At 63.0% G+C, this 20068-nt stretch carries 19 protein-coding genes and 1 pseudogene; 16 read left to right on the top strand and 4 right to left on the bottom strand.

The genetic code is table 11. The features are described 5' to 3' along the window. Window positions 1-68 precede the first annotated feature (68 nt). A complete protein-coding gene (locus H351_RS21465; RefSeq protein WP_020907080.1) occupies window positions 69-923 on the bottom strand; it encodes a biotin--[acetyl-CoA-carboxylase] ligase in 855 nt (284 codons plus the stop codon). Window positions 924-1038: 115 nt separating this feature from the next. Here H351_RS21465 and H351_RS21470 point away from each other — a divergent pair, with 115 nt between their 5' ends. From H351_RS21470 to H351_RS21480, 3 genes are read left to right on the top strand one after another with little or no spacing between them, the layout of a single operon-like run. After that, the gene (locus tag H351_RS21470) at window positions 1039-2679 is read left to right on the top strand and encodes an acyl-CoA carboxylase subunit beta (RefSeq protein ID WP_003940853.1); all 1641 of its coding nucleotides are present in this window, start codon (window positions 1039-1041) and stop codon (window positions 2677-2679) included. Beyond that, a complete protein-coding gene (locus H351_RS21475) occupies window positions 2676-3017 on the top strand; it encodes an acyl-CoA carboxylase subunit epsilon (RefSeq protein ID WP_019747751.1) in 342 nt (113 codons plus the stop codon). Before H351_RS21470 ends, H351_RS21475 begins: the two co-directional genes overlap by 4 nt. A 15-nt stretch (window positions 3018-3032) precedes the next feature. Then, complete coding sequence (locus tag H351_RS21480; RefSeq protein ID WP_007731146.1) at window positions 3033-3674, top strand: Maf family protein; 642 nt, start codon at window positions 3033-3035, stop codon at window positions 3672-3674. Window positions 3675-3801: 127 nt separating this feature from the next. On the opposite strand, the pseudogene H351_RS21485 reads toward H351_RS21480, so the two are convergent. Both H351_RS21485 and H351_RS21490 read right to left on the bottom strand, forming a co-directional pair. Beyond that, window positions 3802-5100: pseudogene (locus H351_RS21485) on the bottom strand (HNH endonuclease signature motif containing protein); the annotation flags it as partial. Window positions 5101-5164: 64 nt separating this feature from the next. Continuing rightward, window positions 5165-6862 carry an MFS transporter gene (locus tag H351_RS21490; protein WP_019747749.1) on the bottom strand — a complete coding sequence of 566 codons (1698 nt, stop codon included), beginning with the start codon at window positions 6860-6862 and terminating at the stop codon, window positions 5165-5167. 150 nt (window positions 6863-7012) lie between these two features. Here H351_RS21490 and H351_RS21495 point away from each other — a divergent pair, with 150 nt between their 5' ends. The 9 genes from H351_RS21495 to H351_RS21535 all read left to right on the top strand — a co-directional run bounded on the left by H351_RS21495 (window position 7013) and on the right by H351_RS21535 (window position 15957). Beyond that, on the top strand, window positions 7013-8506 hold the full coding sequence (locus tag H351_RS21495; protein WP_020907077.1) for a condensation domain-containing protein: 1494 nt from the start codon (window positions 7013-7015) through the stop codon (window positions 8504-8506). Beyond that, on the top strand, window positions 8506-9969 hold the full coding sequence (locus H351_RS21500) for a condensation domain-containing protein (protein WP_029255032.1): 1464 nt from the start codon (window positions 8506-8508) through the stop codon (window positions 9967-9969). The genes H351_RS21495 and H351_RS21500 overlap by 1 nt, the downstream gene beginning before the upstream one ends. Before the next feature lie 118 nt (window positions 9970-10087). After that, entirely contained in the window at window positions 10088-10993 is a 906-nt protein-coding gene (locus tag H351_RS21505) for a sulfurtransferase (protein WP_019747746.1), read from the top strand. Next, window positions 10990-11406, top strand: coding sequence for a SufE family protein (locus H351_RS21510; RefSeq protein WP_019747745.1), 417 nt, complete (start codon window positions 10990-10992; stop codon window positions 11404-11406). Before H351_RS21505 ends, H351_RS21510 begins: the two co-directional genes overlap by 4 nt. A 4-nt stretch (window positions 11407-11410) precedes the next feature. Further along, on the top strand, window positions 11411-12811 hold the full coding sequence (locus tag H351_RS21515) for a condensation domain-containing protein (protein ID WP_020969197.1): 1401 nt from the start codon (window positions 11411-11413) through the stop codon (window positions 12809-12811). 138 nt (window positions 12812-12949) lie between these two features. Further along, entirely contained in the window at window positions 12950-14746 is a 1797-nt protein-coding gene (locus H351_RS21520; RefSeq protein ID WP_019747743.1) for an acetyl/propionyl/methylcrotonyl-CoA carboxylase subunit alpha, read from the top strand. Window positions 14747-14822: 76 nt separating this feature from the next. After that, the gene (locus tag H351_RS21525; protein ID WP_029255031.1) at window positions 14823-15248 is read left to right on the top strand and encodes a DUF1707 SHOCT-like domain-containing protein; all 426 of its coding nucleotides are present in this window, start codon (window positions 14823-14825) and stop codon (window positions 15246-15248) included. Beyond that, a complete protein-coding gene (locus H351_RS21530) occupies window positions 15248-15598 on the top strand; it encodes a hypothetical protein (RefSeq protein ID WP_003940792.1) in 351 nt (116 codons plus the stop codon). Before H351_RS21525 ends, H351_RS21530 begins: the two co-directional genes overlap by 1 nt. Continuing rightward, the gene (locus H351_RS21535) at window positions 15595-15957 is read left to right on the top strand and encodes a VanZ family protein (protein WP_020907073.1); all 363 of its coding nucleotides are present in this window, start codon (window positions 15595-15597) and stop codon (window positions 15955-15957) included. Before H351_RS21530 ends, H351_RS21535 begins: the two co-directional genes overlap by 4 nt. Here H351_RS21535 and H351_RS21540 read toward each other — a convergent pair whose 3' ends face one another. Beyond that, window positions 15958-16758 (bottom strand): tyrosine-protein phosphatase, encoded by an 801-nt coding sequence (locus H351_RS21540; RefSeq protein WP_029255030.1) that lies wholly within the window; start codon window positions 16756-16758, stop codon window positions 15958-15960. It lies immediately after the preceding gene. A gap of 116 nt (window positions 16759-16874) precedes the next feature. Between H351_RS21540 and uraD the strand changes: the two genes are divergently transcribed. The 4 genes from uraD to H351_RS21560 all read left to right on the top strand — a co-directional run bounded on the left by uraD (window position 16875) and on the right by H351_RS21560 (window position 20068). Then, a complete protein-coding gene (gene uraD / locus H351_RS21545) occupies window positions 16875-17393 on the top strand; it encodes a 2-oxo-4-hydroxy-4-carboxy-5-ureidoimidazoline decarboxylase (RefSeq protein WP_019747739.1) in 519 nt (172 codons plus the stop codon). After that, window positions 17390-17719, top strand: a complete 330-nt coding sequence (uraH, locus tag H351_RS21550) for a hydroxyisourate hydrolase (protein ID WP_029255029.1) — start codon at window positions 17390-17392, stop codon at window positions 17717-17719. Before uraD ends, uraH begins: the two co-directional genes overlap by 4 nt. Window positions 17720-17783: 64 nt before the next feature. Continuing rightward, window positions 17784-18701: a factor-independent urate hydroxylase gene (gene pucL / locus H351_RS21555; protein ID WP_024487453.1), complete on the top strand. Its 918-nt coding sequence runs from the start codon at window positions 17784-17786 to the stop codon at window positions 18699-18701. Window positions 18702-18754: 53 nt separating this feature from the next. Continuing rightward, complete coding sequence (locus tag H351_RS21560; protein ID WP_244891502.1) at window positions 18755-20068, top strand: 8-oxoguanine deaminase; 1314 nt, start codon at window positions 18755-18757, stop codon at window positions 20066-20068.

Raw genomic sequence — 20068 nt, forward strand, 5'->3', positions numbered from 1 at the left:
GGACGGTTGGTTCGAAAACCGGCCAGGGCCAAAAATTAGCACTTTGGTGCCAGAAAATCCGGCAAGGCTCACGATTCGGCTACCGGGGCGGCCCGAAGGTGCGTGATATCACCCGCAGCGACCGCAAAGGTCTCCCCATCTGTTCCCTCGATTTCGATGACGACGCGGCCGGAAGTGTCGATGTCGGTCGCGATACCGAACACCTCCTTGTCGCCCGGCAAGACCGCGCGGACTCGTTTGCCCAGCGTCCCGCAACGCTGCCGGTATTCGGCAGCCAACACAGATGTATCCCATTTCGATGATTCCCAAGCACGGAATTGCGTCGCCAACTCACGGGCGATTGCTCGAACGAGGGTGTCGCGGTCGACAGTCGATGCTTCTTCGATGAGGAGTGATGTAGCGGTCGGGACGGGCAGCTCCTCGACACCCAGGCTCACGTTCAACCCGATGCCCACCACCACCGCGGGATCGGGCGCTGTCCTTGCCACCTCGGCCAGAATTCCGGCGACCTTCTTGTCACCGATGAGAACGTCGTTCGGCCACTTGAGTTCTGCGGGCACTTCGGCCACGTTCCGCAGCGCGTCGACGACCGCGATTCCCGACAGTAGCGGGAGCCAACCCATGTCCGTGAGATTCATTCCAGGCATCGACAGCAGAACCGACATCGAGATCTGCGCTTGCGGCGGACTCACCCAAGTGCGCGAATGACGGCCGCGGGCACTCGCCTGATACTCGGCGATCAGAACGTGACGGTCGGCATCCGGATCTGCCGCTCGCGCAAGGAGATCCGCGTTCGTCGAACCGGTCTCCTCGACAACGTCGAGGCGGTTCCAGAAAACGCGCGCGTCGTCGTTGTCACTGCGCACGAGTGCGCGTCGTAGGGCATTGCCGTCGAGGGGCGGTCGGTTCAAGTCGGTCCACATAGCCCCAGCCTATGACGACAGCGAGAATGTACTGGTCAGTAGCTTGAGCCTACAAGACAGCGACAATCGGACCTGCCTTCGAAGCCCCCCACGCACTCTCGTTAAGCTCACGTCCATGACCACTGTCCAAGAGCCGAACGCGCCGGAGGCGGCGGCCGCACCCGATATCCACACGACCGCGGGAAAGCTCGCGGACCTGCGGAATCGCCAAGCCCAGGCGCAGGCACCGAGCGGCGAAGCCGCCATCGACAAGGTGCACGCCAAAGGCAAGCTGACCGCCCGCGAGCGCATCACCGCCCTCCTCGACGAGGGCTCCTTCGTCGAACTCGACGCACTGGCACGGCACCGAAGTGTGAACTTCGGTCTCGCTGACAACCGCCCGGTCGGCGACGGCGTCGTCACCGGTTACGGCACCATCGACGGCCGCGACGTCTGTGTCTTCTCACAGGACGCCACCGTTTTCGGCGGATCGCTCGGCGAAATCTACGGTGAGAAGATCGTCAAGGTCATGGACCTCGCGATCCGCACCGGTCGCCCCCTCGTCGGCATCAACGAAGGTGCAGGCGCGCGCATTCAGGAAGGCGTCGTCTCGCTCGGCCTCTACGGCGAGATCTTCCACCGCAACGTCCAGGCCTCGGGTGTCATCCCCCAGATCTCACTGATCATGGGACCCGCCGCCGGCGGCCACGTCTACTCCCCCGCACTGACCGACTTCGTCGTGATGGTCGACGAGACTTCCCAGATGTTCGTCACCGGCCCCGACGTCATCAAGACAGTCACCGGCGAAGACGTCACGATGGAAGACCTCGGTGGTGCTCGCACCCACATGGTCAAGTCCGGAGTCGCCCACTACGTCGCTTCCGGCGAGCAGGATGCCCTCGACTACGTCAAGGACCTGCTCAGCTACCTGCCGTCCAACAACCAGGCAGCAGCTCCCCGCGGCGAGATCACCGACCCGATCGTCGGTTCGATCGAAGACAGCCTGACCGCTGAGGACATCGAACTCGACACCCTCATCCCGGATTCGGCCAACCAGCCGTACGACATGCACGAGGTCATCCGTCGCATCCTCGACGACGACGAGTTCCTCGAGGTCCAGGCCGAGCGCGCGATGAACATCATCGTCGGTTTCGGTCGCGTCGACGGCCGCTCGGTCGGCATCGTCGCCAACCAGCCCACCCAGTTCGCGGGCTGCCTCGACATCGACGCCTCGGAGAAGGCCGCTCGCTTCGTGCGTACCTGCGACGCGTTCAACGTCCCGATCATCACCCTCGTCGACGTTCCCGGTTTCCTCCCCGGAACCGAGCAGGAATACAACGGCATCATCCGTCGCGGCGCGAAGCTCCTCTACGCGTACGGCGAGGCAACGGTCGGCAAGATCACGGTCATCACCCGCAAGGCTTACGGCGGAGCGTACGACGTCATGGGCTCCAAGCACATGGGCGCCGACGTGAACCTGGCATGGCCGACCGCTCAGATCGCCGTCATGGGTGCATCCGGAGCTGTCGGATTCGTCTACCGCAAGCAGCTTCTCGAAGCCGCGAAGAACGGCGAAGACGTCGATGCATTGCGCCTCAAGCTGCAGAACGAGTACGAGGACACCCTCGTCAACCCGTACGTCGCCGCTGAGCGCGGATACGTCGACGCTGTCATTCCTCCGTCGCACACCCGCGGACAAATCGTTTCCGCATTGCGACTGCTCGAGCGCAAGGCCGTTTCCCTTCCGCCCAAGAAGCATGGGAACATTCCCCTATGACCGCAACCACCGAGGACATTCTCAGCGAAGATGTCGCACTGGCGGAGACTGCACCGACCAACGGTGCGGTCGTCGAGGGAAGCGCGACGGACGCTTCGCTCACGGAGCTGACCGAGACGTCGACCTCCGACGCGTCGGTCATCAAGATCGTCAAGGGTTCGCCCACCGACGTCGAGATCGCGGCACTGGTCAGCGTGCTTGCCGCGGCTGCCGGCAGCGGTCAGGCTCCCGAGTCGAATGTTCCCGCGGAGACCTGGGGCGATCCGACTCAGTTCCACCGCACGCGTGCGCCGTTCTCGCCGTACGCGTACCTGAACCCCGCGATCCGTCGCAGCTGACGATCACTTGCTGACGTGACTCAACTGGTTCTAGCTTCAGCGTCCCCGGCTCGCCTCGCAGTTCTGCGGGCGGCCGGGGTTTCGCCGCTTGTGCGTGTCTCCGGCGTCGACGAGGACAAGATTGCCGACAACCTCGGCCCCGACGCCGCTCCCGAAAAAGTCGTGACGGTGCTGGCGGAAGCCAAGGCCGCCGAGATCGTTCCCGGCCTCGCCGCCGACAATCTCACCGACGTAGTCGTTGTCGGGTGCGATTCGATGCTCCTGATCGACGGGCAACTTCAAGGCAAGCCGGGCAGCGTAGACATCGCCCGAAAGCGATGGGCCGCAATGGCCGGACGCAGCGCCACTCTCTTGACCGGGCACTGTGTCCTACGCGTCGCCGACGGCCGCATCGTTCGCATGGCCTCGGATCACAGCGCAACAGTGGTTCATTTCGCGCAACCGTCCACCGAAGATCTCGAGGCATACCTGGCAACGGGCGAACCGCTCCAAGTCGCCGGAGCATTCACGCTCGACAGTCTCGGCGGCTGGTTCGTGGAGAGGATCGAGGGTGATCCCTCGAGTGTCATCGGTATCGGATTACCTTTGGTACGAACACTTCTCGAGCGTGTCGGGGTTTCCGTCTCGGATCTCTGGCGCACGCAGAGCATCTTCTGACACGATTTCTCCAAGCACGTTTTCTCCACGCACGTTTTCTCCAAGCACCACTGACCAGCCTCGCATCGGGTTCATGCCGATGCGAAGCTGGTCGTTTTTGTTGTCGCCGAAGAGGCTTGACCCCTCGGGTTTTGACTGTGGTGTTCGCCGGCCGCGGGTGCTGGCCGGGGTCGATCGAGGGCGGTGGGATGAACCACGGTTTGTTGTCGGCGCCGATGCGGATTTCCCATTTCCCGACGAACCCGGATTTGCGGTGCATCAACCGGTGATGTGAACGGCACAGCAGGACAAGGTTGTTCATCACCGTCGGGCCACCGTTAGCCCAGTGCCGAATATGGTGTGCATCCGTCCAGGCCGGTACACACGTGCAGCCGGGGAACGCGCAGCCCTTGTCTCGGGCGATCAACGCCACTCGCTGCTCCGCGGACACTAATCGCTTTCCGGGTTTCGCATCGAGCGGCGCCCCGTGGTCGTCGAGCAGAACAGTCGACAGGAAACAGTCACACCCGAGAAGTCTGGTCTGCGAGACGGACAGTGGTCCGAGCCAGGGCATGTGCCCGACATCAAGATCCGACACAGCCACAGCACCATCGGGCGAGGGTGCGGCGGCGCAGTCCTGATGCTCCGCCAGATCGCGGGCGTTGATGTGCACGTTCACGTGCGGACGTTGACCACCATCGAAACCGGTCTTGGCGCAGTCCAGGTAGCGGCGGATCAGTTCGGTGAACCCGTCCGCCGTGCGTTTCGCTGCGGACCGGGCGTCCGGGGTTCCATCGGGTGCCGGGGTGGGCATCGTCAGATTCGACAATGCCGACAACAACATTTCCCCGGTGAGGGCATCGAAATCGCCGCGCACCACCACCCGACCATTCAACGTCGACGCGATCCGCAACTCATTCCGATCCACATCCTCGGCGGGCGGAATCTCATCGGACTCGAACACTCGCTCCAAAGTCGCGATAACACTCCGCACCTTCGTGGTCGTGGCCTCCACACCGGAAGCAGCAGCCAACAGTAGGTCGATACAGCGAGGCAACGCGGCGTCCGGCATGCCCTTCGGTGGTGATTCGCAGAACGCCACGATCAACACGGCATGCTCGAACGAGCAGTCCCCGCCATCGAACCGGGCAGCCACCGCCGGAAACGGCCGCAGCGCCGCACCCAGGGCGGCGATCTTCTTCCCGTCCCGAACCTGCAGCATCGTGTTCGCCGCCAACCAGCAACCCACCCCGCGGCTGGCGATCACCTGATCATCCGGCCGCAACGACAACTCGTCCACCACCGCCACCCGAACAGCCTCGAGACGAAGAATCTCCGCACTCGCCTCGATAGCAGCAGCACGCAACTCAGAAGCCGTCAACCGCCACAGTCGTCCGCGCAACCCCACTGCAGAACCGGACACCACATCCGACAACAGCATGCTCATTGAATCCCCCGATCCCCTCCTCAGGAGAATACTCGAACACCCGTTCGAGTCAAGGGTATTTTTTTCAGACTGGGGAATTGACCCGCGGCAGGGCAGTCGAGGCCAATCCGATGCCGAGCGCAATTGCTGCGATGATCGCGAGCACGCGGCGTTGGGCTTCGAGAAACGCTTCGCCAGCCGCCGCGCGAGTAGATGCGTACGCGGCATCAACTGCCACTTGAACGGATTGGCCCCCGGCGCCGGCAGTTCCTTCGCGGCGACATTCCGGCGCCACCTCCATCGGTGTTCCGGATGCCAATTGACTTGTCGCGCAATCGACAAATGCCTTTTCGGCGATGTCGACCAGGCCGGGATTCACGCCGGCAGCTTCAAGATTCGCAACGTACTCGGGCCGCTCCCCCTGCACTGCTTGCGGAGCTTGCCCCGCGACGAGCGAGAAGAACACCACTCCGATCAAGGCCAGTCCGATCGAGCTGCCAACCTGCTGAACGGTCGGTAGCAGCCCCGACACCGAACCCGCGTGCGCGGGTTCGACCGTCGCGAGGATCGCGGTCTGCAGTGGCGCCACGAACAGTCCGAGCCCTGCGCCCCCGAGGAGGAGAGGACCGGCGAGCGCGAGCCAGCGTGGATCAGTTCCTTCGTGTTCGAGGATGACCGACAACGCGATCAGCGAGCCGGCAAAGACGACCATCCCCAAGATCAGAACGCGGTTTCCAAGCATCCGGTACACCGCGGATGAGAGAACCGCAGCCACGCCCATGCCGACGGCCCACGGGAGCGTCATCACGCCCGCTCGCAATGCGGAGAACCCGAACCCGAACTGAAGCGTGAGACTGATGGTGAAGATCAACGAAGTCAGGGTTCCGAAGAATACGAACGCAAGAACCGCGCCGATCGCGAAGGCTCGGTCGCGGAAAAGCTCCAGACGAAGGACCGGATCGCCGCCTCGTTTCGCCAGACGCGATTCGTAGAGCACAAACGCCAATGCCACCGGCACCGACATCGCGAGCATGACAACAAGACCTGTGGGCCATCCACGCGCCCTTCCCTCGGCCAGGGGAAGGATCAGCAGGAACAGCGCCAGCGATGACAGTGCGGCGCCGATGAGGTCCAGTGAGCGCACATGCTCAGCGCGAGCATCGACGAGATGGAAATACCCGAGAATCAAGGCGGCGATGCCGATCGGAATGTTGACGAAGAAGATCAGGCGCCAGCCCCAGTCGAAGAGATTCCACTCGATCAGCAGCCCGCCGATCAGAGGCCCACTGACCGTTGCGAGCCCGATGGTCGCACCGTAGATCCCGAACACTCGCGGATGCCTGGCCTTCGGAAACAGACCCGAGATGATGGCAAACGTCTGGGCGGACATCGAACCGGCCGCCAACCCTTGCAAACCCCGGAAGACGATCAACATCGTCGCGCTCTGAGCGAGCCCGCACAGCAACGAGGCCGCGACGAATACGAACAGGGCGGTCAGAAAAACAACCCTACGACCGAACAGGTCCCCCAACCTGGCCGCGGTGATCAACGAACACGCAAAAGCCAGGATGTACACGCTGACCATGAGCAACTGCGCCGATACGCCTGCTTGAAGATCGACGGCGATACTCGGAAGCGCGACGTTGACGATCGTCGCGTCGAGCAACTGCATGAACGCCGCCGCCAGACTCGTCGCCAACCCGAGCCAGGGCGTCAGAGAACCAGCTCGCCGTCCGCCCTTGTGGTCGGCGCCGACAGCGTCACCTAAAGGGTCCGGAAGCACCGAATGATCCTAATCGAACAGGACGCTTCTAGAACCTGTTCTTGTTTAGATTGTAGTATTTCGGACAATTCAGTCCCCCAGATGGGATAGTTCGTCGTCTGCCCATTTTCAGAGCAGGCTTCTCGACGACACACGCAGGAGTTCTACTCGATGGATCTGAACTTGATCACCCATTGGCACCCGCTTCCTGGACGGGTAATCGAATGGGGCGTCACGCATGCTTCCGCTCAACGAGCCGCCGAAGCCGAGATCGACCGAGAACTACCCCCGACCACGATGCAGGATCGCCACCTGCGACGCGCCCGCGTCACCGCAGAGAAGGGCGATCCGCAGTCTCCGTGGATCGGTATCGCCTTCGATTTCGCAGGAACACTCGACCGCGACGCCATGACGCGAGCCCTGCAGCGCTACGTCCGTCGCCACGACACGCTCCACAGTTGGTTCTCCTTCGACGAAGCAACCACCGACGCTGCGGACACCGCGTTCGAGGTCCGTCGACACGTGGTGCCGGTCGAGAGCATCGAACTCGAGTACCGCGTCGGCGACGACGTCTCCGAATCCGAGGCGATCCGCGCACTCGTCGCAACCAAGTTCGCAACGGAAACCAGTGCCCTTCAGTGGCCGGCCTTCGTGTTCGGCGCCGTCGAGCACCACCATGCCGACCTCGAAGCCGATCCGAGCTTCACCCTGTTCCACGCAGTCGACCACGCCCATTCGGACATGAACTCGATGGTGCTGATGTACGCGGAATTGCGTCAGCTCTACGCCGCGGAAACGACCGGGTCACATCCCGAACTAGGCCCCGCGGGAAGTTACGCACAGTTCGGTCGCGTCGAACGCGAGCGAACAACCGAACTGACTATGCAGTCCCCCGAAGTGCACCAGTGGCTCGGTTACCTCATGCGCAGCGGCGGCTCGTTCCCCGGATTTCCGCTCCCGCTCGGGGCGGAAGACGCGCCCAAACCGGCTATCGGTTCACGCTTCGACCTGGCCGACGACAATGAGTGCGAAAGGTTCGGTGCGGTCTGTAAAGCCAACGGCGCCAACTTCATCGGTGGAATATTCACCGCCCTCGCGATTGCGGAATTCGAACTGGCCGGACGCGACAAGTACATCGCCCTCTCGCCGGTCAGCACACGAACCGAGGCCGACTCGTTTGCACAGGGCTGGTACATCAACCTGATCCCGGTCGGCATCGACGTCGACGACAAGCGACGCTTCACCGAGTTGGCAAAGCTCGGGCAGCAGGGGTACCACGACGGCAAGGCACTCCTCGATGTCTCTGTGCAGCAAGTCATCGACCTGGTTCTGTCGAGCTTGGCCGAGTCGGATTCCGCACCCGGCGGATTGTCGAAGACGCTCACCCCGCCGCCGATCGTCTCGTACATCGACGGCCGCCGCATGCCGGATCCCTACAGTTACGCCGAGACGAAGGCAACGGGAATCGTCGGCGGCAAAGAGACGCAGATCGCGTCGATGTGGATCAACCGGATGCACACCGGTACCTGGATCGCCGTGTCCCACCCTGACACCCCCATTGCCCACGAATCGGCCACCCGCTTCGCCGAGCACGTCTCCAAGATCATCAAAACTGTTGCAGCTCAGGGCGACTACTCGTTCTCGGCACCAGAGGGAGCGTCCTGATGCATGTCACCTCGATCGATCGATACGGACTCGAGCCCGGAATCGTCACCGAATGGTCGCTCCAGCCCGCGGACGGCGCCGTCACCGAGTCGGAAGTACCACCGTCGTACAACCAGCATTTCCATCTCGAGACTGCGCGAACACACGGCATGGGCCGGAGTGTGTGGATGGCAGCCGCATTCGACCTTCCCGGAGAACTGAATCGGCCCGCACTCGATCTCGCGCTGCGCCTGTTCATCAGTCGCCATGACACTCTGCACACAGGATTCGAGGTGGGCGAGTTCACCACCACCCGAATGGGACTCGATCCCGACGGCACACACATCGAGACTTCGGAACCTGTGAAGTTCGATTCGACCGAAGACCTCCGAGCGCACCTCAAGAAACGATTCACGACGGTATGCGATCCACTGACCTTCCCCGCCTACACGTTTGCCACGGTCGAACGCGAAGAGCACTACACGGTCCTGAGCGCCTTCGATCACACCCTCGTCGACGGCTACTCGCTGGTCATCGCCCTCGGGGAACTGCGACAGATCTACGAGGGACTGATCGCCATACCCGAACTGACCGACCACGAGGCCGTCGACGCAGTGATGAGCCGACTGGGTGACCCGGGAAGTTTCGTGCAGTACTGCGAACTGGAGGCCGACGCCCTGCTTCCCGTCGACAACGACCCTCGAATCCGAGAGTGGGCAAGATTCTACGAGATTTGTGGTGGCACATCGCCGAGTTTCCCCTTGGATCTCGGCGTCGAGGCAGGAAAGCCCGCGCCTCAGGGCGCCGATGTGCGCGTGCTGCTCGACGAGGAACTGACCGCGAAGTTCGACGAGATCTGCCTATCCGCCGGCGGCAGCGTGTTCACCGGAATCCTCACTGCGATGGGACTTTCCGTCCACTCGTTCACCGGACAGGCGACGCTTCCACTGCAATTCCCGCTGCACATCCGCAAAGATCCACGCTGGGCCGACGCCATCGGCTGGCTCACCACGAGCGCGCCGATCACGGTCCAGATCACTCCCGATGCGGATTTCGGTGCATCCCTTGCACATACGCACGCGTCGTTCCGAGTTGCGTTGACGCTCGAGGGCGTCACCATGGCCCAGGTTCGAGATGCTTTGGGCGACAAGATTCGACGCACGCGCACCGACGTCTTCATGGTGTCGTACATCGATTACCGCAAACTACCCGGCACCGACGATCATGATCTCCTCAACGCTCATCACATCAGCAATGTGACCGTCGCCGACGATGCCCAGTTCTGGATTTCGCGAACGAACCGTGGTCTCTCGCTGCGTTCGCGCTTCCCGGACACCGACACGGCAAACGAAACCATGGTGAATTTCCTCACCGATCTCGACCGGATTCTGAGGGAAGTCTGCGCCCGGGGCGTGACGCCGATCGGAAGTGTCACCGAACAATTGAGAGATTCGAGCGTCGGGGCAGGAACACCGAGGATTTAGTGCCGGCTACGGGTACGAGCAGGCAGAACCGGCTTCCGGGCGTCTCCCCTTGCGCGCAGCGCATAGAATCGATCAAGTCCGTGTTCGAACCGAACGATTCGTCTTCAGGAGTACGCCCGTGCCCGTTGCCCCCGATCCCTCAACCGCGTTTGCCGAGTTCGCGCATCCCGACCGGTTGGTCTCGACGGAATGGCTCTCGGCGAATCTCGGTACGCCGGGCCTCAAGGTCGTCGAATCCGATGAAGACGTGTTGTTGTACGACGTCGGCCACATTCCCGGCGCAGTGAAGATCGACTGGCATCTCGACCTCAACGATCCGGTCACCCGCGATTACATCGACGGTGCGAAGTTCGCAGAGTTGATGAACCGCAAGGGCATCAGCCGCGACGACACCGTCGTCATCTACGGCGACAAGAGCAACTGGTGGGCCGCCTACGCACTGTGGGTCTTCACTCTGTTCGGCCACGAGGACGTCCGTCTTCTCGACGGTGGCCGCGATGCGTGGATCGCCGAGAACCGTGACACCGCTTTCGACGTTCCCGACATCACATCAACGGATTACCCGGTCGTCAAGCGCAACGACGCTCCCATCCGCGCCTTCAAGGACGACGTACTCGCGCACTTGGGCGACGGGCCGCTCATCGACGTGCGATCTCCGCAGGAGTACACCGGCGAGCGCACCCACATGCCCGACTACCCCGAAGAGGGTGCGTTGCGCGGTGGACACATTCCCAGCGCTCTCAGCATCCCGTGGGCGAAGGCAGCGGCACCGGACAGCCGCTTCCGCACCCGCACCGAACTCGGCGAGATCTACGGCGGTCTGTCGGCCGACGACAACATCGTCGCGTACTGCCGCATCGGTGAGCGTTCCAGCCACACCTGGTTCGTGTTGACCCATCTTCTCGGCTACCCGAACGTTCGTAACTACGACGGTTCCTGGACAGAGTGGGGCAATGCAGTGCGCGTCCCGATCGTCCAGGGCGAAGAGCCCGGCGCAGTTCCTTCCTCCGTATCGGCGTCATGAGCACTCTTCCTTCGGCTCTGGCCGAGATCGTCGACGACTTCGCAGCCGTCGGCGCCTCGGACAAGCTCACTCTTCTTCTCGAGTTCAGCCGAGAGCTACCGCCGTTGCCGGCGGAGCTCGAGCAGAGCGCGATGGAGCCGGTCCCCGAATGTCAGTCGCCGCTGTTCCTCTCGGTCGACGATTCGGATCGCGACAACGTCCGCCTGTACTTCAGCGCGCCCCCCGAGGCTCCCACGACGCGTGGTTTCGCATCGATCCTCGCGCAGGGGCTCGACGGTCACAGCGCGGACGAGATCCTCGGTGTACCCGACGACTTCTATTCGGCGCTCGGTCTCGCAGAAGCTGTGAGCCCGCTCCGTCTGCGCGGAATGTCGGCCATGCTCGCGCGCATCAAGCGGCACTTGCGGGGCTGAAAACATGGAGTTCACCGAACTGGCCGACTATGCGATTCCGGCCGGCGCACTCGTCGAATGGTTGCCGTGCGCAACCGGGCCTTGGGTTCCGGATCCGCGGCCCGTCTCCTACATTCACGAGGCACATCTCAACCGTTCCGCTGCAGGCGCGGGCGACAAGTCTTGGCTGGGAACAGCTTTCGAGATTTCCGGCCCGCTCGATGTCGATGCGTTCCGAGTCGCCCTCGGCCGCTGGATCGACCGTCATGAAGTTCTGCGCTCGCATACCGTCCTCGAGCCCTCGAGTGGCGAGATCACCCGGCACACCGTCCCGATCGGCGGAATCGACATCGGGGTCGTCAGCCACGGCTACGACGCGTCCAGCCAGGACAACTTCGACCACCTTCACCGCCTGTTCGACGATTACGCGTCCCCGCACAGTTGGCCGTCGTACGTCTTCGCGACGTTGACGCCCCGCGGTGGCGACGGTCCGTTCACCGTGTTCTTCGCGGCGGACCACTCGATCATCGACGGTTTCTCGATCGTGCTGGTCGCTCACGAGATTGCAGCGCTGTACCGCGAGGCCTCGACCGGCAGCGCTGCAAATCTGTTCCCGGTGGGCAGCTACGTCGATTTCGGTGCCGTCGAACGCGAGCAGATGGCCGACATGGAAGCCGAGAAGGCTGCGGTGGAGATCTGGCGTAAGGCTCTCGGAACGGACGGGTTACCCCAGTTCCCGCTACCGATCGGTGAACGCGGAACCGATTCTCAGAACGGCCTGTCGACCTGGCTACTCGACGCCGAGCAGTCCAAGGCCTTCAGTTCGACGTGTGCAGCCGCCGGCGTGGGGTATTTCGCCGGACTACTCGGCGGACTTGCGGCCGTAGGTCGCGAAGTCGCGGGATCCGATCAATTCGAGGTCGTGACGCCGGTTCACACCCGCAGCGCTCAGGAGTGGGCGGGTGCGCTCGGCTGGTTCGTCGGACTGTGCCCGGTCGAGTTCGCCGTTGGATCGGACTGTTCGTTCGGCGACCTCGCGACACGCGCCGCCGAATCGATCGCTTCGGTCAAGCCTGCCGCCGCGGTCCCGTTCGATCGGATCGGTGAGCACCTCGAAACCCCGATTCGACCGCGATTCGTGGTGTCCTACATGGACGTTCGCTTTGTACCCGAGGCCGCACAGTGGCCCGAATGGAACGCCAGAGCACTTCGAAGCAAGGCATACACGCACGACGTCTACATCTGGATCAACCGCACACCCCAAGGCCTCAATCTCGCAGTCAGGTATCCAGGCAACGAGACGGCGAACGCCGCGGTTCACGCCTACGTGGCCGCACTGCGCCGGACCGTCGAAGAAATCGTCGCCGAACCGGACACCGGCACCTCCGGCAGCTACTCATCGGTAGTTTTCGAAACCGTTTCCTAAGCCGGAGTGGGCTTTAGCGATCCGGTTACAGCCAGCGCCGAAGCGATGCATACACTCCGAAGTGATGCCAATCCCCCGATGGTGAAATCCCAGAGGAATACACCGCGGAGACAGACTATGCGAACCACAGGAGGCTCAGTGCCCAGTCATGCCAGCGCGCACATTACGAAGGTGCTTGTCGCGAACCGCGGTGAAATCGCGGTACGGGTCATCCGGGCGGCCAAGGATGCCGGCTACGGCAGCGTTGCCGTTTACGCCGAGCCCGACGCAGAAGCGCAGTTCGTGAAGCTCGCAGACGAGGCATTTGCCCTCGGCGGACAGACGTCCGCCGAGTCCTACCTCGTGTTCGACAAGATCCTCGATGCCGCCAAGAAGTCCGGCGCCGACGCCATCCACCCCGGCTACGGCTTCCTCTCCGAGAACGCCGACTTCGCCCAGGCCGTCATCGACGCGAACCTCATCTGGATCGGTCCGTCACCGCAGTCCATCCGCGACCTCGGCGACAAGGTCACCGCTCGCCACATCGCAGAACGCGCGAAGGCTCCGATGGCTGCCGGCACCAAGGACCCCGTCAAGGGCGCAGACGAGGTCGTCGCATTCGCCAAGGAATACGGCGTACCGGTTGCGATCAAGGCTGCCTTCGGCGGCGGTGGACGCGGCATGAAGGTCGCCCAGACCATCGAGGAAATCCCCGAGCTGTTCGAGTCGGCCACCCGTGAGGCCATCGCAGCCTTCGGTCGCGGCGAGTGCTTCGTCGAGCAGTACCTGGACAAGGCCCGCCACGTCGAGGCTCAGGTCATCGCCGACCAGCACGGCAACGTCGTCGTCGCCGGTACCCGCGACTGCTCACTGCAGCGTCGCTTCCAGAAGCTCGTCGAAGAGGCTCCGGCTCCATTCCTGACGGACGACCAGCGCGCACGCATCCACGCGTCCGCCAAGGCCATCTGCAAGGAAGCCGGCTACTACGGCGCCGGAACGGTCGAGTACCTGGTTCAGGGCGACACCATCTCCTTCCTCGAGGTCAACACCCGCCTGCAGGTCGAGCACCCCGTCACGGAAGAGACCGCGGGCATCGACCTGGTGCGTCAGCAGTTCCTCATCGCCAACGGCGAAGAACTCTCCATCAAGGAAGATCCCACCCCGCGTGGACACTCCTTCGAGTTCCGCATCAACGGTGAAGACGCCGGCCGCGGCTTCATGCCCGCCCCCGGCCCGGTCTCCGTCTACCGTGAGCCCACGGGCCCCGGCGTCCGCGTCGATTCCGGTGTCGTCGCCGGCGACGTCATCGGCGGACAGTTCGACTCCATGCTCGCCAAGCTCATCGTCACCGGCGCCACCCGCGAAGAAGCCCTCCAGCGGGCATCGCGCGCTCTGGCCGAGTTCGAGATCGACGGCCTCGCGACCGTCCTCCCGTTCCACCGCCACATCGTCGAGAACCCGGCATTCGTCGGTGACGGCGAGAAGTTCGACATCTACACCAAGTGGATCGAAACCGACTGGGAAAACACCATCGAGCCGTACGCCGGTTCCGGTGCACCGGTCGACGACGAGGACGAGGCTCTGCCGCGTCAGAACGTCGTCGTCGAGGTCGGTGGACGTCGCGTCGAGGTTTCCCTCCCGGGCCAGTTCTCGCTCGGCAACGGCGGCGGCGCAGCATCCGGTGCCATCCGCAAGAAGCCGAAGGCACGCAAGCGCGGCGGCGCCGGCGGCGGCGCAGCATCCGGTGACGCCGTCACCGCTCCGATGCAGGGCACCGTCGTCAAGGTCGCAGTGACCGAAGGCCAGGAAGTCGCAGAAGGCGACCTGATCGCGGTTCTCGAAGCCATGAAGATGGAAAACCCCGTCAACGCGCACAAGGCCGGTGTCGTCACCGGACTGTCCGTCGAGCCGGGTGCAGCAATCACGCAGGGAACGGTTCTCGCAGAACTGAAGTAAGGCCTCCGGCCCCGTGCGCCTTTCCGGTAGTCCCCACTACCGGAAAGGCGCACAGTCGTTTGAGTAGGCTGTAACGATGGCTGACGTCCCCGACATTCGCATCGGCACTGCAGAACGCGAGCAGGCACTCGATCTCCTGAGCGAGCACTTCGCCGCAGGCCGCCTCACCGTCACGGAGTTCGACGAGAGAAGCGGAATCGTCAGTGCCGCAACAACTCGCAGTGAACTCGTTCCGGTGTTCGCCGATCTACCGGGCAACTATCAAGCTCCAGGCACCGCTCCCCTGTCGATGGTGACACCTCCCGCCGCACCGGCGGAGCGACGATTCAACCCCGACTGGTCCGGTCGCGTCATGGCCGTCATCCCGATTCTCGCGGTGATCCTGTTCTTCGTCACCGGCACCTGGTTGTGGTTCCTCGCGATTCCCCTCGCCGGTGCACTGCTGTTCGGTACCGACAGGGAACGCAAAGCCAAGCGTCGCCGCGAGCGGGGCTCCGACTGATGGAGCCGATCGAGATCAACGCCGGCGGATGGTATCTGCGAGCACTGCGCGCAGACGAGCGTGTGGACGACCGCCCTGCCCTTGCCGACGGCGGTATCACCGACCCCGATTACGTGAGTCAGCGGAGCGCTCAGTGGCACGAAAACAGCGTCTACTCCTGGGCCGTGTGCCAGCCCAACACCGGTGAGCTTCTCGCCGAGGTCGTTCTGACGCCTCTCGACTCCACCGCCCTGCTGACCGGCTGGGCCCGCGACGGGCACACCGAGGCGCTCACGACAGCCGCCGACGCCGTCACCAGATTCGCCGAAGGTGCACTCGGACTCGTCGTCGTCGAGGGGCAGACGAATTGAAGAACAACCGATACTGGCCGTTGGCGATCGCCGTGGTCATTGCCCTGATCATGCTCTTCTCCCCGGGCTCCACCGTCCCGTCGAGCCCGGAGAACACCGACAAGATCACTCACACGTTGATGTTCGCGGTGCTTGCGATCACCTCGTTGCACGCCCGGATCCCGGCGTGGCTCACCGCGGTGTGGCTCGTGATTTTTGCTGCGACGTCCGAGGTTCTTCAAGCAGCGCTGCCCATTTCGCGTTCCGGTTCGATCTGGGACGGCACCGCCGACCTGCTCGGCATCGCCATCGGGATCGGTATCGTCAGCCTCGTTATGCGGCGTCGAAGGGCCCGCGACGACGAGCCGAGCAGGTCCTGATCAGCTGAGCAGGTTGCTCCGCAATTGTTCCTGGGTCGACGCGTCGATCTTCAGGCCGTCGGTGAAGTAGGCCTCGATCGATCCGTGGACCTGCGCAAGCTCTGCCATCGACGCCTCCAGGTACTCGCGCCTGACACCAAGGACACCTTCGAGCAGGGTCGGATCGATACCCTTGGCCTCGAATCGCTCGAGGAGCGGCGCGAACATCGGCAACAGAACCTTGTTGGTTTCGAGGTAGTCCGCGAAGACCGCGTCCTCGGAGGCACCCAGGAACAGCAGTAGCGCGGCTGCGGCCCAGCCCGTGCGGTCTTTGCCCGTGGTGCAGTGAATGAGTGCCGGCGAGCTGGGCGGCTGCGCCAAGTCGACGAACAGTTGCCGGTACGACGCGACCGCACTCGGCAAGGTCACGAAATCGCGGTAACTTCCCTGAAAGTACTCGAGCGCCTGGCCGCCGCCCAACGCTTCGGCAGCAAACGCCGGGTCGGCGATCATCTGCTGCATCTGAGCCGGAATGGCGCGATACTGCTTGTCCGCCAATACGTCCAGGCCGAGTTCTCGGATTCCGTCCGGCGTCAGATCCGGCGCCGTCTCGCGTTCGGACTCGGTGCGCAGATCGTAGATCGTGACGATGCCCAGATCGGCGAGGGTCTGTGCGCCCTCCGCACTGAGCGATGCCAGATCGGTGGAACGAAACACACTCCCGGTGCGGACGGTGCCACCGAAGCTCGATTCGGGGCCTCCGATGTCTCGGAGGTTCGCCAGGGACGGTACGACGGAAGACAGCTTCGGAGTATCGGTCATACCTAAGAATGTATCTGTCACCGGAAAAGGGCGGCCGGAGAAATAAGATCGAGACACATCATCTCCCGTAATTGCTGCGCTACAGATCCGTAACATGCTCAAGTAATCCTGTGGACATGCCTACAACGAATTCCAGTGGTCTCGGAGCCTTCGATGCGCTCGGTGACCACCAGGCAGTCGCGGCGCTGCTCGAGTGTTGCCATTCCGCCGTGTGGGCACAGGAAATCGCCTCGTCTCGCCCGTTCACCGATCTGGAAGCTCTGTTCGACAAAGCAGATGCGGTGCTGGCCGAGCTTCCCGAGTCCGAGATCGACGACGCTCTGTCCGGCCACCCACGAATCGGTGAGCGAAGCGAAAGCGCGGCCTCGACCCGTGAACAGTCGGGAGTCTCGTCCGCGACAGAAGACGTCCTCGCGGAACTTCGACAGAAGAACGCCGAGTACGAAGAGACATTCGGCCATGTTTACCTGGTCTGCGCGTCGGGGAAATCTGGAACGGAGCTCCTCGACATCCTTCGAGGCCGTCTCCGAAACGACCCGGCGACCGAGCGTTCCGTGCTTCGAACCGAATTGGCCGCCATCAATCGAATCAGGCTTGCCCGTCTGATCGATTCACTCGCCGGAGGCGCAGCATGAGCAAGACCCTGAGCACGCACGTTCTCGACGCGACGACGGGCATTCCCGCGGCGGGGATTCGCGTCAAACTTCGTGATCGAGACGGCGTCACGATCACCAGTGCCGAGACCGACTCCGACGGCCGCATCCCCGAACTTGCTCCCGGTGGTCTGGTCACCGGTCACTACACCCTGACTTTCGACACGGGAACGTATTTCGAGACCAACGGACAAGAGAACTTCTACCCGGAAGTGACAGTGACCTTCCGGGTGGACGACACGGCGCGGGGCTATCACGTCCCACTGTTGCTGTCGCCCTTTGCTTATTCCACCTATCGCGGGAGCTGAACACGTGACTACCGAAAACATCACAACCGGCAACATCACGACCGGTGTTACAAGCACCGACCGGTTGAGCGGATCCATCGAACTTACCGGTCACCAGTACGGCAAAGCTGAGAACAGGGTAGTCCGAATCTACCGCGACACTCCTCGTCACGAGATCCACGACATCAACGTCTCCACCTGCCTGCGTGGAGATTTCGCCGACGCGTACCTCACCGGCGATCAGTCGAAGGTTCTGCCGACCGACACGCAGAAACAAACGGCCTATTCCTACGCCAAGGAAAAGGGTCTGATCTCGATCGAGACGTACGGACTCGAACTCGCCCGTCATTTCGTCGACGACATCGAACCGGTCAGTGGCGCGCGGATCGAGATCGAGGAATACGCTTGGGAGCGTGCGATTGTCGACGGCAGCGAGCACGACTACACCTGGATTCGGAAGGGTCAGGAAGTTCGGACGGCGTCGATCACAATCTCCGATACTGGGACAGCCGATGCCGGGACGTGGGTGATCGGCGGTTTGAAGGACCTGGTGATCCTCAAATCGACCGGTAGTGAGTTCTCGGGTTTCCTCGAAGATCCGTACACGATCCTCGAGCCGACAGACGACCGCGTCATGGCGACGACGTTGGTCGCCCAGTGGCGATTCGTCACCACCGACGTCGACTGGGAATCGGTCTACGTGGGTATCAAGGCACAAATCGTCAAACAGTTCGCGCAGGTGCATTCACTTGCCTTGCAGCAGACGCTCTTCCACATCGGCAAAGCAATTCTCGAAGAGTTTCCGATCATTGCCGAGGTTCGACTGTCGGCACCCAACAAGCATCATTTCGAATATGCACTCGGCCGCTTCGGAGTCGAGAACGACAACGAGGTGTTCCACGCCGCCGATCGTCCGTACGGGTTGATCCAAGCTGCGGTCAGCCGATCCGACGCACCAGACGCGGGGCCGTCGTGGACACCCTATTCAGGCTGGTTGTCGTGACCGACCCGGCCCTCGGGACCACTCTCGTCGTCGCCAATGCCCATGTGGTCACGATGGACAGCGAGCGTTCCGAGCATCCCGACGGCTACGTCGTGATCTCGGGCAACAAGATTGTCGACGTGGGGGCCGGAAAGGCTCCCGTGTACCCCAATGCGCACGTGATCGACGGCAACGGTTGCCTGATCACGCCCGGTCTGGTGAACACACATCATCATCTCTACCAATGGATCACCCGTGGCCTGGCAGCAGACTCGACGCTCTTCGAGTGGCTGACCACGCTGTACCCCGTCTGGGCGGGTATCGACGCCGACGCCGTCCACGTGGCGGCCACCGGCGGACTCACCTGGTTGGCAAAAACCGGATGTACGACCACCACCGACCACCACTACGTCGTTCCCCGCGACGCCGGCGACGTTTTCGAAGCCGAGATCACCGCCGCTGCGCAGGTTGGCCTTCGATTCCACCCGTGTCGTGGGTCGATGGACCTCGGTCAGAGTTCCGGCGGCCTGCCACCGGATCACGTCGTGGAAAAACTCGACGACATCCTGACCGGCACGCAGTCGGTGATCGACCGCTGGCACGATCCGAATGCGGGGTCGATGCTGCAGATCGCGGTAGCCCCCTGCTCACCCTTCTCGGTGACGGAGTCACTGCTCCGAGAGTCCGCGACGCTGGCCCGCGAAAACGGCGTGCGAATGCACACGCATCTCGCCGAGACCCTGGACGAGGAAAGCTTCTGCCGAGAGCTTTTCGGTTGCACGCCGGTCGAATACATGGAACGCGTCGGCTGGGTGGGCCCGGACGTCTGGTACGCACACGCAGTCCATCTCGACGACGCCGGTATCGAGACGATGGCGCGAACCGGAACTGCCGCGGTACACTGTCCGACCTCCAATGCGCGACTGGGGGCCGGTATCGCCCGTGCCGCCGATCTGGTGAAGGGCGGGGTCACCGTGGGGCTCGGTGTGGACGGCGCGGCGAGCAACGAAGCATGCAGTCTGATCGAGGAGTCTCGTCATGCGCTTCTGTTTGCTCGCGCCAAGGGCGGACCGCAGACGATGACGGTGCGAAAAGCCTTGGAATTGGGAACGATCGGCGGCGCACGAGTTCTGGGCCGCGAGGGCGAAATCGGATCGATCGAGGTCGGAAAACTTGCCGACCTGGCGGTGTGGAAACTCGACACCGTCGCGCATGCCGGCATCACCGATCCGGTGGCGGCGCTCGTACTCGGCTCGACGCCCCCGCTGAAGTTACTACTCGTCAACGGGCGAATCGTAGTTGCCGACGGACGAGTCACCACCGTCGACGAGGACGTCGTGGCCTCGGATGTCGCACGCGCACACCGCGACCTACTCGGAAAGGCTTGA

Origin of the sequence: Rhodococcus erythropolis R138 (genome assembly GCF_000696675.2) — a bacterium.
Classification (GTDB): domain Bacteria; phylum Actinomycetota; class Actinomycetes; order Mycobacteriales; family Mycobacteriaceae; genus Rhodococcus_F; species Rhodococcus_F erythropolis.